The organism is Gordonia sp. UBA7860 (assembly GCF_002500165.1).
Classification (GTDB): Bacteria; Actinomycetota; Actinomycetes; order Mycobacteriales; family Mycobacteriaceae; genus Gordonia; species Gordonia sputi.
Map to the genome: position 1 here is coordinate 15,559 of NZ_DLSO01000047.1, position 14,289 is coordinate 29,847.

Annotated in this window: 16 protein-coding genes and 2 tRNA genes; 6 read left to right on the plus strand and 12 right to left on the minus strand. The window is 64.0% G+C overall.

What is annotated here, in order from left to right:
* Positions 1-6: 6 nt before the first annotated feature.
* The gene (locus B3T59_RS06880) at positions 7-1,578 is read right to left on the minus strand and encodes a helicase HerA-like domain-containing protein (protein ID WP_287001825.1); all 1,572 of its coding nucleotides are present in this window, start codon (positions 1,576-1,578) and stop codon (positions 7-9) included.
* Positions 1,579-1,692: 114 nt separating this feature from the next.
* On the opposite strand from B3T59_RS06880, the gene orn reads away from it, so the two are divergent.
* The 3 genes from orn (at position 1,693) to B3T59_RS06895 (ending at position 2,736) form a co-directional block, all read left to right on the plus strand.
* Positions 1,693-2,292 carry an oligoribonuclease gene (gene orn / locus B3T59_RS06885; RefSeq protein WP_005207787.1) on the plus strand — a complete coding sequence of 200 codons (600 nt, stop codon included), beginning with the start codon at positions 1,693-1,695 and terminating at the stop codon, positions 2,290-2,292.
* Between the two features lie 103 nt (positions 2,293-2,395).
* A tRNA-His gene (locus B3T59_RS06890) sits at positions 2,396-2,468 on the plus strand.
* Positions 2,469-2,574: 106 nt separating this feature from the next.
* Positions 2,575-2,736: a hypothetical protein gene (locus B3T59_RS06895; protein ID WP_005207788.1), complete on the plus strand. Its 162-nt coding sequence runs from the start codon at positions 2,575-2,577 to the stop codon at positions 2,734-2,736.
* A gap of 27 nt (positions 2,737-2,763) precedes the next feature.
* Here B3T59_RS06895 and B3T59_RS06900 read toward each other — a convergent pair whose 3' ends face one another.
* Complete coding sequence (locus B3T59_RS06900) at positions 2,764-3,507, minus strand: SDR family oxidoreductase (RefSeq protein WP_064864763.1); 744 nt, start codon at positions 3,505-3,507, stop codon at positions 2,764-2,766.
* Between the two features lie 186 nt (positions 3,508-3,693).
* Between B3T59_RS06900 and B3T59_RS06905 the strand changes: the two genes are divergently transcribed.
* Positions 3,694-4,530 carry a helix-turn-helix transcriptional regulator gene (locus tag B3T59_RS06905; RefSeq protein ID WP_064864762.1) on the plus strand — a complete coding sequence of 279 codons (837 nt, stop codon included), beginning with the start codon at positions 3,694-3,696 and terminating at the stop codon, positions 4,528-4,530.
* A gap of 15 nt (positions 4,531-4,545) precedes the next feature.
* On the opposite strand, the gene B3T59_RS06910 is transcribed toward B3T59_RS06905, so the two are convergent.
* The 8 genes from B3T59_RS06910 to B3T59_RS06945 form a co-directional block, all read right to left on the minus strand.
* On the minus strand, positions 4,546-5,688 hold the full coding sequence (locus B3T59_RS06910; protein ID WP_287001826.1) for an acyl-CoA dehydrogenase family protein: 1,143 nt from the start codon (positions 5,686-5,688) through the stop codon (positions 4,546-4,548).
* 70 nt (positions 5,689-5,758) lie between these two features.
* Entirely contained in the window at positions 5,759-6,964 is a 1,206-nt protein-coding gene (locus tag B3T59_RS06915) for a L,D-transpeptidase (RefSeq protein ID WP_005207792.1), read from the minus strand.
* Between the two features lie 298 nt (positions 6,965-7,262).
* Positions 7,263-8,159: a putative toxin-antitoxin system toxin component, PIN family gene (locus B3T59_RS06920; protein ID WP_005207793.1), complete on the minus strand. Its 897-nt coding sequence runs from the start codon at positions 8,157-8,159 to the stop codon at positions 7,263-7,265.
* A gap of 17 nt (positions 8,160-8,176) precedes the next feature.
* A complete protein-coding gene (locus B3T59_RS06925; protein ID WP_005207794.1) occupies positions 8,177-8,392 on the minus strand; it encodes a hypothetical protein in 216 nt (71 codons plus the stop codon).
* 107 nt (positions 8,393-8,499) lie between these two features.
* Positions 8,500-8,745, minus strand: a complete 246-nt coding sequence (locus B3T59_RS06930; RefSeq protein WP_005207795.1) for a hypothetical protein — start codon at positions 8,743-8,745, stop codon at positions 8,500-8,502.
* A 112-nt stretch (positions 8,746-8,857) separates the two neighbouring features.
* A tRNA-Lys gene (locus tag B3T59_RS06935) sits at positions 8,858-8,930 on the minus strand.
* Positions 8,931-9,022: 92 nt separating this feature from the next.
* Positions 9,023-10,261 carry a L,D-transpeptidase gene (locus B3T59_RS06940; RefSeq protein WP_064862414.1) on the minus strand — a complete coding sequence of 413 codons (1,239 nt, stop codon included), beginning with the start codon at positions 10,259-10,261 and terminating at the stop codon, positions 9,023-9,025.
* Positions 10,258-10,479, minus strand: coding sequence for a DUF3618 domain-containing protein (locus B3T59_RS06945; protein ID WP_005207797.1), 222 nt, complete (start codon positions 10,477-10,479; stop codon positions 10,258-10,260). The genes B3T59_RS06940 and B3T59_RS06945 overlap by 4 nt, the downstream gene beginning before the upstream one ends.
* Before the next feature lie 247 nt (positions 10,480-10,726).
* Between B3T59_RS06945 and bcp the strand changes: the two genes are divergently transcribed.
* Together bcp and B3T59_RS06955 are read left to right on the plus strand one after the other, a co-directional pair.
* The gene (bcp, locus tag B3T59_RS06950; RefSeq protein WP_064866631.1) at positions 10,727-11,197 is read left to right on the plus strand and encodes a thioredoxin-dependent thiol peroxidase; all 471 of its coding nucleotides are present in this window, start codon (positions 10,727-10,729) and stop codon (positions 11,195-11,197) included.
* 35 nt (positions 11,198-11,232) lie between these two features.
* Positions 11,233-11,853 (plus strand): TetR/AcrR family transcriptional regulator, encoded by a 621-nt coding sequence (locus B3T59_RS06955; RefSeq protein ID WP_005207799.1) that lies wholly within the window; start codon positions 11,233-11,235, stop codon positions 11,851-11,853.
* 36 nt (positions 11,854-11,889) lie between these two features.
* On the opposite strand, the gene B3T59_RS06960 is transcribed toward B3T59_RS06955, so the two are convergent.
* Complete coding sequence (locus tag B3T59_RS06960; RefSeq protein WP_039856554.1) at positions 11,890-12,282, minus strand: holo-ACP synthase; 393 nt, start codon at positions 12,280-12,282, stop codon at positions 11,890-11,892.
* Between the two features lie 4 nt (positions 12,283-12,286).
* A partial coding sequence (locus tag B3T59_RS06965; RefSeq protein ID WP_287001827.1) for a beta-ketoacyl synthase N-terminal-like domain-containing protein occupies positions 12,287-14,289 on the minus strand: 2,003 nt, incomplete at its 5' end.

Here is a 14,289-nt window from a genome sequence, read left to right on the forward strand (position 1 = left end):
TCGTCCTCAACGCCGACGACGCCCGGTACCGAAGATCGCTCGACTGAACTCGCGGCCCGCCTGGCCGGCAGCGTTGCGCAAGAATCTCTGCATCGGCTCGCTCGTCAGGATTTCGGTGATCATGCCGGGCTCTTCGGGCACAGGAGCAGGTACAGGTGCCGGGGTCGGCGCAGGCGCCTGCGCGGGCGGCGTCGGTGCCGGAGCGTCGGGCGACTCACCGGGCGAGAGCATCTTCGCGGCGAGCATTTCGTAGGCCGACTTGTTGTCGATGGCCGTGCCGTAGGTGTGGTAGAGCGGACTCGCTTTCGCTGCGGCCGTGATATCTGCTGCCGCAACAGCTTCCATCGACGACCGGGGCGCTCGAATGACCGTCCACGCGACCGGCGTCGGCGCACCTTTCTCCGACAGCACGGTCACGATCGCCTCGCCGGTCCCGAGTGACGTCAGCGCCTGATCGAGCTTGTAGACGTCCGATACCGGGTAGGTCTTGACTGTCTTGCTGAGCGCCTTCTGATCGTCGGGGGTGAATACGCGCAGCGCGTGCTGGACTCGGGCGCCCAATTGGGACAGCACATCGTTGGGAATGTCGGTCGGCAACTGCGAACAGAAGAACACGCCGACGCCCTTGGACCGGATCAACTTGACCGTCTGCACCACCTGCGCGATAAAGGCTTTCGACGCGTCGTTGAACAGCAGATGCGACTCGTCGAAGATGAAGACCAGCTTGGGTTTGTCGACGTCGCCGACCTCGGGGAGGGACTCGAACAGTTCCGCCAGTATCCACATGAGGAACGTGGAGAACAGGACCGGATTGGCGGCTTGATCGCCCAACTCGAAGAGAGTGATGATGCCGCGGCCGTCCGGAGCGAGCCGCAGCAGATCCTGCGGATTGAGTTCCGGCTCACCGAAGAACGTATCGCCGCCTGCCGCTTCGAGATTCGTCAGTGCGCGCAGGATGACTCCGGCGGTCTGCGTCGAAACCCCACCGATCGCCTTGAGTTCTGGCTTACCCTCATCGCTGGTCAGGTAGGCGATCACCGACCGGATGTCTTTGAGGTCGAGCAGGGCCAGGCCGTTCTTGTCTGCCCAATGGAAGATCAGTCCGAGCGTCGATTCCTGGGTGTCGTTGAGCCCCAACACCTTACTGAGCAGAATCGGCCCGAACGCAGTGATCGTCGCACGCACCGGCACCCCGATCCCCTGCGATCCGAGCGACACGAACTCGACCGGATACGCCGTCGGCGACCAGTCGTCGCCGGTCTGCGCCGCGCGTGCGGTGATTCTGTCGTTGGACACCCCCTGCCGGCTCAGCCCCGACAGGTCGCCCTTGATGTTGGCCATCACGACCGGAACGCCATTGGCCGACAACTGTTCTGCGATGAGTTGCAAGGTCTTGGTCTTACCCGTGCCCGTCGCTCCGGACACCAGCCCGTGACGGTTCATCATCGCCAGCGGGATACGAACCTTGGCCGTCGAGTCGACCTGGCCGTCGACAGATACCGTGCCGAGTTCAAGCGCTGTCGAAGCGAACTGGTAGCCCTGTGCGATCGTCTGGGCGGCCTGGGTGGGATCGGTCACGAACATGTCCTTCCGGCGGTTGGATTGCCCGAGCACGACAGTGGTCACAGCTCTGGCGGGTCGGTGCACTACAGCAAACAATAGCCGCGGATCGTCGCCCGCTAAGGTTGATGCGTGCAGGACAAACTGGTGTGGATCGATTGCGAAATGACCGGCCTCGATCTCGAGAAGGACAAACTGATCGAGATCGCCGCCCTGGTCACCGACAGTGACCTCAACATTCTGGGCGACGGCGTCGACGTGGTCATCCACGCCGACGACGCCGATCTCGACGCGATGCCCGACGTCGTGACCAAAATGCACGCCGACTCGGGACTGACCGACGAGGTTCGACGGTCGGCGATCACCGTCCCGGAAGCCGAGGCGATGGTCCTCGACTACATCCGCGCGCACGTGACAACGTCGGGCGCAGTCCCCCTCGCAGGCAACTCGATCGCCACCGACCGGGGCTTCATCGCCCGGGACATGCCCGAACTCGACGCCTACCTGCACTACCGCATGGTCGACGTCAGCTCGATCAAAGAACTCACTCGACGCTGGTACCCGCGCGTCTACTTCAATCAGCCCGAAAAGGGCCTCGCGCACCGCGCCCTTGCCGACATCCGCGAGTCGATCCGTGAGCTCCGCTACTACCGGGCTGCGGCCTTCGTTCCCCAGCCAGGCCCCGACGTCGACACCCTCACGACGATCGTCAAGGATCTCGGGCCTGCCTGAACACGCAGGTCAGTCAACCGATTGGAGTTCGGAGCGTCCGAACCGCTAGAGTATGACCTTGGCTCTGGGACCCAGTGTTCTTCCTGGGTTTCCGATGCCGATGGTGAGCGTAGTTCAGTTGGTAGAGCACCAGGTTGTGATCCTGGCTGTCGCGGGTTCGAGTCCCGTCGCTCACCCCGCAGGTCAAGGCCCTGCCCACGGATCAGTGGGCAGGGCCTTGTGCGTTCGGTGAGCGCGTCGTCGTAGCGTGGAGTTCACTTTCATGCTCTACGATCTGCACCCGTGCTGGAAGATCTGAACAAGGCCGCGAAGAAGTCGGGGCTCCACGTTGCGCCGGGCAAGAAGAAGGACACGTACTCGGTACGAAAGTCCAAGAGCGGCAAGCTCATCGCCAAGAACGTCGACGCCGACGAAGTCAAGAAGATCATCAAAGACCGCAAGTGACCCCCACCAACTCAGGGACGACTCTGGTCAACCAAGGTGGGCCAGCATCGTCACCAGTTGGTCGTGTTCTCCCGACACCTCGGAGAACCGCAGCGGCTTGACCCGCTCGACCAGAATTTCGCGGTCAGCGGTCGGCAACAGTGCCATCACCTCGGTGAGGAAGTCGTCGAGTGGCATGGCCCAGTCGGCTTCGGCCTGTCCGGGCATGAGGTCGGTCTGCACTGCCGGCGGGACCAACTCGAGGACGTCGATCCCCTTGTTCGCCAATTGAATTCGAAGGCTCTCCGAGAGCGAGTGGATGGCAGCCTTCGTGGCGCTGTAGGTAGGGGCACCGACCATCGGGGTGAACGCGAGACCCGACGACACCGTGATGAACGTGGCTCCGTCCTTACCGGTGAGTGCGTCGGTGAAGGCCGCGACCAGACGTAGCGGCCCCAGGATGTTGGTGTCGACCTCGACGGCCGCCGTCTCCAGGAAGTCGGGGGTCGTAAGGTCCTCGGCGCGCATGATCCCCGACATCGCGACAACCACGTTCAGGTCGGGGAAGCGTCGGTTCACGTCCGCGGCCGCGCGGTTGACGTCGTCGGTGTCGGTCGTGTCGATGCGGACCGCTTCGATCCCGGGGTGCTCGGCGACGATCTGGTCGAGGAGTTCGCTACGCCGCCCGCCGACGATGACCGTGTTGCCCGCCTCCTGCAGCCTCAGAGCGAGACCGAGTCCGATACCCGACGTCGCGCCCGCGATGAAAATGGTGTTACCGCTTGTCTTCATGTCGTCTCCTCGTTGCCGTGTGGTCCGGCCGTGTGCCGTTCCTCGGTCGTGTCACCGAGTTCACTCCCCTGTCGCGACTCCGACAAGGCACCCGATATCCGGGGACCGACGATCCCTGGTTCACCTCCGGCTGATCGGTCACCCTGGAGAGATGACCGAACATCCACGGCCCTTTGAGCGTGCCCGGTGAGCACCGTCGATCGGGCGGGCCTCGCCGAGTTCCTCCGTCGGCGCCGCGAGTCGTTGCAACCCGCAGACGTCGGTCTCGGCGTCGGACAACGCCGCAGAGCCCGCGGGCTTCGACGTGAGGAGGTCGCGGCGCTCGCCGGAATGTCGGTCGACTACTACACACGACTCGAACAGCAACGCGGCCCGCATCCATCGGACCAGATGGTCACAGCCATCGCGCGGGCACTGCACCTGTCCCTCGATGAACGCGACCACCTGTTCCGCTTGGCAGGACACAACGCGCCCGACCGACTCAGCCGCGACGATCACGTCTCCCCCGGCATGCTGCGCATCATCGACCGCCTCACCGACACTCCGGCGATGGTCGTCAACAGTGCCGGTGAGACTCTCGTACAAACCCCGCTGGCCGTCGCACTCGTCGGGGACGACAGTGCCTTCACCGGGCTCAGCCGCTCGATCGCGTATCGGTGGTTCACCGACGCCGATACCCGTGGGCGGTTTCTCCCCGAGGATCACGCCCTACACGCACGGGCGCACACGGCCAGGCTGCGGGAGGCCGTCACCCGGCTCGGACCTGATTCGCGTGCAGCTGAAGTCGCCGACGCCCTACTAGCCGAGAGCGCCGAGTTCGCGGAGTTGTGGCACCGCCACGATGTGGGCGTCACGCTGACCGATATCGACAAGCGGATCGTCCACGTTTCGCTGGGTGTCATCGAGGTGCAGTGCCAGACGCTGTTCGATCCGAGCAGCGCTCAGGCACTTCTGGTCTACACCGCTGTCCCGGGCTCGTCCGACCACGAGAAGTTGGCGATGCTCGCAGCGTTCGCCGACTGAACCGCCCACTCGGCCTCAGAGGCTGCGCGAGATGATCTCCTTCATGATCTCGTTGGTGCCCGCGTAGATCTTCTGCACACGCTGATCGGCCCACATCCGCGCGATCGGGTACTCGTTCATGTACCCGTAGCCACCGAAGAGTTGCAGACACTCGTCGGCCACCGCCATCGCCCGCTCACTGGTCCACCACTTGGCCATCGCAACTGTCGGGATGTCGAGTTTGCCGTCGAGATGCTTGATGATGCAGTCGTCAGTGAACACACGGGCGATCCGCGCCTCGGTGGCGACCTCTGCGAGCTTGAACTTGGTGTTCTGGAATCCGAAGATGGGTCGGCCGAACGCTGTGCGGTCCTTGGTGTAGGCGAGCGTGTGCTCGAGCGCGACCTCCATCCCTGCCGTCGACGCGACGGCGATGATCAGACGCTCCTGCGGAAGCTGCTGCATGAGCTGGATGAAGCCCTGCCCCTCGTCGGTGCCGAGCAGGTTCGACGTCGGTACCCGCACACTGTCGAAGAAGAGCTCCGAGGTGTCCTGCCCGCGCTGCCCGACCTTGTCGAGCACGCGACCACGCCTGAACCCGGGACGATCAGCCTCGACGAGAACCAGCGAGATTCCCTTGGCGCCCTCGCTCACGTCGGTCTTGGCGACGACGATGATGAGGTCGGCCTGGCCGCCGTTGGTGATGAAGATCTTCGAGCCGTCGATGACGTACTCATCACCCTCGCGGATCGCCTTGGTCTTCACGGCCTGGAGATCGGATCCGGTACCCGGCTCGGTCATCGCGATGGCGCCGACAACCTCGCCCGACGCCATCTTCGGGAGCCAGGTGCGCTTCTGCTCCTCCGACCCGTAGGCGAGGAGGTAGTGGGCGACGATCCCGTTGTGCAGACTCGCACCCCACGATGAGTCCGCGATGCGCGCCTGCTCTTCGATCAGCACCGCTTCGTGGGCGAACGTTCCGCCGCCTCCGCCGTACTCCTCGGGAATCGACATGCACAGCAGGCCGAGTTCACCTGCTTTGTTCCACAGCTCACGGTCGACGTGGTGCTGCTCGATGAACTTCTCGATATTCGGCTTGATCTCCTTCTCGCAGAAACTGCGAGCGAGATCGCGCACCGCTGTCAGGTCGTCGGTTTCCCACGGGGAACGCTCGGCCATGCTGTACACCTCGATCGTCGGCAAACAATGTCACCGCCGATCGTAACAGTGACTGGTGTCACGGTAGGTGCTAGGCGTTGCCCTTCGACCAGACCGCCCAGGGGACATTCCAGTCGCCGAGTCCGTCGGTGCCCGAGAGCGTCCCGCCCGCGGTGTTCTTGACGATCACCGGGTCGCCTCGCAACGTGTTCTGCATGACCCACAGCGCGTTGTCGGGACTGAGATTGAGGCACCCGTGGCTCGTGTTGGTGTTGCCCTGCGCCCACACCGACCACGGTGCGGAGTGGAAGAAGATTCCGCTGTAGGACATACGGGTCGCGTAGTCGACCGGGGTGCGGTAGCCGTCTGCGGAACCGACGGGGACGCCGTAGGTCGAGGAGTCCATGATCATGTTGTCGTGCTTGTCGGACACGAGGTACACACCGTTGTCGGTCTCGGTACCCGGCTTGCCCATCGATGTCGGCATCGTGCGGATGTCCTTGCCGTCGCGATTGAACACCACCTGCTTGGTGCGGTCATCGGCGGTCACCACCATCGAACGACCGACGGTGAAGTTCGACTTGAGATTCTCCTGCCCGAAGACGCCATCACCCAAATCGATGCCGTAGGTGTTCACCGCAACGGAGACCTTGGTTCCCGGCTTCCAGTAGTCCTTGGGCCGCCAGCGAACCTCGGTATCGCTGATCCAGTAGAAGGCGCCCTCGACCTGAGGCGTGGTGGTGATGGTGATCGCGCGCTGGGCGGCCTTGCGATCAGCAATGGGTTCGTCGAACTTCACGGCGACCGGTTGCCCGACACCGACGGTCTCGCCGTTCGACGGGGTCAGGTACGCCTGTGTCAGATTGGCAGGTGCTCGCGTGGTGAACGAGACGCGCTTGGTGCTGGTGCCGCCGATACCCTTTGCGTCGGCCTGCACTGTGTAGTTGCGCGCGTAGCCGAGAGGCTCGGCACTCGTCCATCGCGTCGCGTCCTCGCTGAGGCTTCCACGCAACGGCGTGCCGTCGGCCTTGTCGATCCGCACATTGGTCAGTGCGCCCTCGCTGGCCTGAACCGTGATCGGCGCACCGGGCTGAATGCCGACCGCCTGATCGATCAGTGGCCTGTCGGCCCACTCGGTGATCTCGACGCCCGGCATGAGGAGATCGCCGAAAAGTGCTGAGCTCTGCACATTCTCGGAGTATTTCGCCGTCTGCGAGCACGAGCTCAGCAGCGCGGCCACGGCAACCACCATTCCAACGATCATCAACCCGCGTCGCTGGATACGACCGCTCACCATGTGACTCCTGCCCGATGTTCTAACGATCCGCGGGCCTCCGTTGTGTGGAGCCGCAGATGTGGATCAAATGACTGTGCGCGATGGCGCGCCACCAGTGTACGAGATACGACGAATGCCCGAGTCGCCCGACATGACCATTAGCCCGCCATGCCGTACGACCGAACGACAGAGACCAGTGTCCGGCGCAAAAAGCGATCGCCCCGGACGGAACCGGGGCGATCGCGGTAGTTGTTGTGCGCCATCAGGGACTCGAACCCCGAACCCACTGATTAAGAGCCCACTAGCGGGGTTTCTTGAATCACTGCCCTAGCGTCGGCCGCGGCCGGATTCGTTCAGGCTCGACAGCATCGCCGATCCCGAAAACGCGCCAGTGATCGAAGTCGGCATCGGGTAGGTCATCGAGATCTGGGCATCGCTGCATCGTGGCGAAAATTGTGTCTGCGGGCAATGGGACGTCCCCGACCACGCGCAGATTCGTTCCAGGGTCCGGCGGCAGCTTGATATACGCGACATCGGGTGACGCGTAGATAGGGCGAGTGGCCATTCCGCGCTCCGAGAGTTGCTCGCGTATCCACTTCAATGCTTTACGTTTGCGGAAGTGCTTGAGCGTTTCCGGGACGACGACGAACGCGAGTAGTTCCTTGACGTTCGGTTCGTCCAGGACGGCTGTGAACGCCGTGTAGGCCGTTATGACACCGCGGTGACCCTCGGCATCGATTAGTGCCCACGACCGTTCTTCTGATCCCTCCATGTAGCCTTCGCCCCATTCGTGGACGAAGTCCAGGGCCTTTATCGCGGCAGCCGGCTTGCGCACGTCGAGGCCGGGGAAATCGATCCGCAGCACGGCCTTGTCGCCACTCACGAGCATCGTTGCGTCTGAATCCTGGAACAGCGCAACCAGGTAGTTATCGTCTGGGTCGTCACAGACGAGAGGGATCTCGTTGTCGGGGCGGTCGTCGATCCAATCAGCTACGACGGTTACGGCGTCGACGAAATCTCGAACCTCATCGAGAGAAAGCCAACGTCGGAACTTTTCCCGCTCCAGCCTGGTCTCCAACTCTTCGCACAGGTGGTCCGACATGATGAGCGAGATGCGACCCCGCCGAGCAAGTTCGATGAGCTGCGCAGAATGACCACTCGGGCTGAGCGCTGCACTTATAAGAGCGTTGGTGTCCAGTACAAGGACAACGGTCAACTATCCGATACCTCCGGCTACCGGGCGTAGACACCCTGGCGACGTTCGCGCCGGATACGTTCGGTTTCGGCTTCGACTTCCTCGAATGCCGCGTCCTCCGACAGTTCGCCCCGTTCGCGGACCTCGCTGTAGACCGCATCGAGAGCGGCTCCGGCCAGGGCTGCGTCGTCATTCTTCCCGTAGCGCGCAGACAACCTCCGTAGAGCGTCGGCACGCCTATTCTGCCTGCTCATGAGGTCCTCCTCCGGATGGTGTCCCACAAGTCTACCCATCCGAAGACACGGACGTAATGTGAACGACCCCGATGCCGGGTAGGGCATCGGGTCGTCGGGTGCTCGCGTCATCGGGTGACGCAGGCGGGTTCCGCCGCAGCGGTCGCCACCCGGTAGATGGCGGCGGGTTGGTACACCGCAACATCGAATCGGCCCTCAACGCGCGCCTGAATCTGGTTGCGCTGGAACAGCTCTCCCGACTCGACGCTCCATTCGATGTCGATGCGCGGGCCGACGATGTCGATGGAGATGGCCGCGGGGTCTAGGACCACACCGACCTTGACCGGCAACGCCGTCGACAGGACGACACGCACTCTTCGGATGACCGCGGCACACTGAAACCCGTTGGCACACTCTTGGCACAGTGGCCACTCAAACGAAAAAGCTAGGTCAGAGGAAAATACCTCCGACCTAGCTACCTTCTTGTGCGCCATCAGGGACTCGAACCCCGAACCCGCTGATTAAGAGTCAGCTGCTCTGCCAATTGAGCTAATGGCGCTTGGCCGTGCGAGAAAGAACCTTACAGGGTCACTGCCTCAGAAGTGAAATCGCCTGCTCGGAAGCCCTTTTTGGCCTCTCCCGCACGGGAACTCATGCGTTGCCCTTTTTCCACACCGCCCACGGGACGTTCCAGTCGCCGAGGCCGTCGTCTCCTGGCAACGGCTCGCCGACGGTGTTCTTCGCGATGACGACGTCGCCTCGGAGTGCGTTGTTCAAGAACCACTCCGCGTTGGCGGGGCTCACGTTGAGACAGCCGTTGCTCACGTCGTCGACGCCCTGGTCGCCCAACGACCACGGCGCGGAGTGAACATAGATGCCGCTGAACGAGATTCGAGTCGCGTCGTACACGGTCTCGCGATAGCCGCCGGGCGAGCTCACCGGCACGCCGTACGTCGACGAGTCCATGATCACGCTCGGCTCACGCTCGGCGACCATGTAGATGCCGTTGTTGGTCGGCGTCGAATCCTTGCCCATCGACGTCGGCATCGTCTTGACGACCTTGCCGTCGACCGAGATCGTGATGTTCTTGGTCTTGTCGTCGGCAACCGCGACAAAACTGCGCCCCACCTTGAAATTGGTGTCGAGGTTGTTGCTGCCGTACACGCCACCACCGAGGTCGATGCCCTTGAGATTGGCCGCGACGTGCACCTTGGTGCCCGGCTTCCAGAAATGCTCGGGGCGCCAACGCACCATGCTGTCGTTGAGCCAGTAGAAGGCACCCTCGACCGGCGGGTCGGCGGTCACCGTGATCGCACGCTGCGCGTTGAGCTTGTTGGCGACCGGAGTGTCGAAGTTGATCGCAACTGTCTGCCCGACACCGACGGTTTCGTTGTCTTGAACCACCGACGACACCGATGCCAGCGAGTCCGCGGATGCCGTCGTGAAGCTGATCTTGCGGGCACCGTCGCCCTCGACGCCCTTCGCCGCGGCGGTGAGCGTGTAATCGCCACCGAAGTCGAGCGGCTGACTCGACACCCAGGTACCGCCGTCGGGCGACACCTTGCCCGCGACCGGACCATCGGGCCCCGACACGACGACGGACGTGAGACTGCCGTTCTGTGCCGCGACCTTCACAGGTGCGCCCGGCATGACGCCGACCGCGTGGTCGGTCATCGGACGATCACGCCAGCCGGTCACCGAGATCGTCGGCTGCGCAAACGATTGCAGCGCAGGCGCATTGGTGACGGTGTCGGGATACTCGGGCGACTGAGAACAAGCCGCCGCACTGGCGACCACCAATCCGGCCGCCGCGAGTGCGCCCACACGCCGTGCACGCGAACCCCGGGACTTCTGTCGGTCTACAGAACTGGAGGGACGAGCACGCGTCACGCGATCACCTTGCGGACGACGACAACCAATACGACGGCGCCGGCAACCGCGAGCGAGATCTTGACCGCCGGCTTGTTGACCAAGGCGATCAGCTTGGTCTTCGCGTCGTCGGCAAGCCGCTCGGGACTCACCCGAACCGCGAGTTCGTCGAGCGTGTTGGCCAGGTCCTCGCGCGCCTGCACAATGTCCTGTTCGATACGGTCGGTGTCGCCGGCCACAGTTGTCCTCCCAGACTTTCTTCACTACACATGCGGACTCACCGATCCGCATCTTTCCGCCAGAACGCCGTCCACGCAGCGGCCACGGCAGGTCTCGCACGCGTCGACAGAGCAAACGACATGTCGAGAATACGTCATCGCGAGGTGGTGAGCCGCGTCCTGCGCGCGTGAGTTGAGACCGTGCCCGGTTTGCCCGGCTGTGGGTCGATCACCCGGTCGACCTGCCCTATCGGTTAGCCTGACGACCATGTCTGGCACATCCCGTCTCGAGGTCGGCGACACCGCGCCCGACTTCACACTCACCGACGCCCACGGCGAAGCGGTCTCCCTCTCCGACTACGCCGACTCGAAGGTCATCGTCTACTTCTACCCCGCGGCGTCGACTCCCGGCTGCACCAAGCAGGCGTGCGACTTTCGCGACAACCTCGCCGAACTGGACGGACAGGGCATCGCCGTCGTCGGCATCTCCCCTGACAAGCAGGAGAAGCTGGCAAAATTCGCCGACGCCGAGGGCCTGACATTTCCACTCCTGTCCGATCCGGACAAGTCGGTCATGACCGCATGGGGCGCTTTCGGCGAGAAGAAGCTGTACGGCAAAACCGTCACGGGTGTGATCAGGTCGACGTTCCTCGTCGACCACGGGACCATCGCGCTCGCGCAGTACAACGTGCGTGCCACCGGGCACGTTGCCAAGCTCAGGCGCGACCTGTCGGTGTGACCACAGGCGTTGATCGAACCGAGCTGATCGAACCGATGAGTACCGAACCCCTGGTGCCGCGCAAACGCCCGACGCAGGAGCGCAGCAAACGAAAGTTCTCCGCGATGCTGGCGACGGCGCGGGACCTGCTGACCGAGGTGGGTTTCGAGTCGCTCACCTGCGAAGAGATCGCCGTTCGCGCCGGAGTGCCCATCGGAACCCTCTATCAGTACTTCGCCAACAAGTACGTCATCGTCTGCGAACTCGACCGACAGGACACGGTCGGGGTACGTGAGGAGCTCGCCGCCTTCGCCTCGGAGGTGCCGTCGCTCGAATGGCCGAACCTGCTCGAGAAGTTTCTCGACCATCTGGCGACCCTCTGGCGCGACGATCCGTCGCGCCGCGCGGTCTGGCTCGCCGTCCAGTCGACGCCTGCCACCCGCGCGACGGCATCACTCAACGAACGCGTGCTCGCCGAACAGGTGGCAGGCATCCTTGCCCCGCTGACCCCCTCGCAGGGACGGCGTCGGGACATGATGGCACAGGTCCTGGTCCACACCGCGTACTCACTGTTGAGTTTCTCGGTGCAGGACGGCCACGACCACGCCGCGACGGTCGACGAACTCAAGCGCATGCTCGCGGGATATCTCCTGCTCGAGGAGTCGACCGGTAGCTGAATCCGTTGCACGACAGACGGATTGGGCACCCTCCGGTCAGCTCCCCTCCAGAATCGCCACCGCGGCAGCGGTGTTCCCGTCGTGCGTGAGCGAAATGTGCACGGTCGTGTCACGAAGGTGTTCGGCGATTTCTCCCGACAACCTGATCGCCGGACGGCCCCAGGTGTCGGTGACCACTTCGATATCACTGTGCCGGATCAGCGGCAGCAGCGGCGAGCGCGAGAATCGGCTCACAGACCACGCCTTGACCACGGCCTCCTTCGCCGCCCACCGTGCCGCGAGGTGACGGGCATCCTCGCCCGTACCCGTTGCCGCGTCACGCCGCTCGCCCACCGTGAACCTCTCGACGAAGTTCGTGCCCACCTGCTCGAGTTGGTCTCCGAACTCCGGGATCGACACGACGTCGATCCCCACCCCGAGTACGGCCATCGCGTCAGCGTCCATCGGCCGCGGCGCCGTACGCACCATCGGTCGTCAGCCGCGCACCCGGATCGAGCAGCAGTCCGGCTTCGGCATCATGCTCGTCGAGTGTGCTGTCGAAACGACGACCCGACGGACGTCGGTACGCAGGCTCGCCGCCGCACATCGCGACCAGCCGCCGCTGTGCGCCATCACGTTCGCGGCGTGCCGCCCGATCGCGATAGCTCTGCGCCTGATCCGAATCCAGAGTTGCAACAAAGGCTTCCGGATGAACGATGGCGATCAGACCCGACACGTGGCCGAAGCCGAGGCTGGTGAGCAGACCTGCCTTCAGGGGGAATCGATCACCGAGCGCGAGCGGCTCACGCGCCCACACGAGATGGGGGTAGTCGCGCATCTGCTCATCGACACAGTCGAGACTGCGGTTGGGTGGGATCACTCCGTCGCGCAGCACCTGACAGAGCCCGATGAGCTGGAATGCCGCCGCGCCGCCCTTCGCATGGCCGGTGAGCGACTTCTGCGACACGACGAACAGGGGCGCGCCGGGCGTCCTGCCGATCGCGTCGGCGAGCCGTTCGTGGAGCTCGGACTCATTGGGATCGTTTGCGCGCGTTGAGGTGTCGTGCTTAGACACGACCGCGACATCGTCGGCGCTCACGCCGAGCGCACCCAGCGCATCGGCCAACGGTGAGGCGAGCGCCCCACGTGCGGCGCCCAGTGCTCCGAGTCCCGGCGCGGGAATCGAGGTGTGAACACCGTCGCCGAAACTCTGCGCCCAGGCTACGACGCCGAGAACCGGCAATCCGAGCTGTGCCGCGACGTCGCCACGAGCGAGCAGAATGGTTCCGCCACCGGCAGATTCGACGAATCCACCACGTCGCCGATCGTTGGCACGCGAGTACCGGCGCTCGTCGATTCCGCGTGCAGCCATCTTCGCCGACTCCGCGGTCGCCGACATGTCGCCGAATCCGACGATGCCTTCGATACCGAGATCGTCGAATCCGCCCGCCACCGCGAACATCGCCTTGCCGAGACGGATCTTGTCGACGCCCTCCTCGACCGACACAGCGGCCGTCGCACACGCAGCGACAGGGTGGATCATCGCACCGTAGCTGCCCACGTACGACTGAACAACGTGTGCGGCAACGATATTCGGCAACGCCTCCTGCAGGATGTCGTTGGCTTTCGCCTCGCCGAGCAGCGTGTTGACATACAGCTCACGCATCGACGTCATGCCACCCATGCCGGTTCCCTGAGTGTTGGCGACGAGTCCCGGATGCACCCACCGCATCAGTTCCGACGGCGTGAAGCCCGATGACAGGAAGGCGTCGACGGTCGCGACGAGATTCCACAGCGCCACACGGTCGATTGATTCCACCATGTCGGGCGTGACACCCCAGCGAGTCGGGTCGAACCCGGTCGGAATCTGACCTCCGACGGTCCGGCTCAGCTCGAACTTGCGGGGCACGCGGATCTCGGTACCGGCCAGACGCGTGACCCGCCAATCCCCGGTGTCGGAGATCGGAGCGATCCTCGTCTTGTCCGGATCAGCATCCGCGAATGCCCTGGCCTGCTCTTCGGAGCTGACGGTAAAGCTCAGATCCTCGTCGAGGAAGATCGACGTGAGCAGCGGCGAGGTGTTGTCGACCATCGCACCGTCGTCGGCGTAGCGTCGAATACCGCAACGTTCGACGACCGCGTCGTGGTAACGCTCGGCGATATCGGCCTCGTCGACCGGATCGCCACTCTCGGTGTCGTACCAGCCCGGCTTCGGTGCGTCGTCCCAGACGATCAGACCGGTGTTCCAGGCAAGCTCCAACACGCCTGCCGCGCTCAGCTTTTCGTCGACCTCCATCTCGAACCGGGTGCGCGACGAACCGTAGGGTCCGAGCTCTCCGGCGCCGACGATGACGACGAGATCCTCGGGACGCGCATCGATCGACGGCCACGCGGGCGTCATCGATGCCGCGGCACGAGCCGGCGCGGGCAGCGCAGCGACGGTCGCCTCGTCGAGTT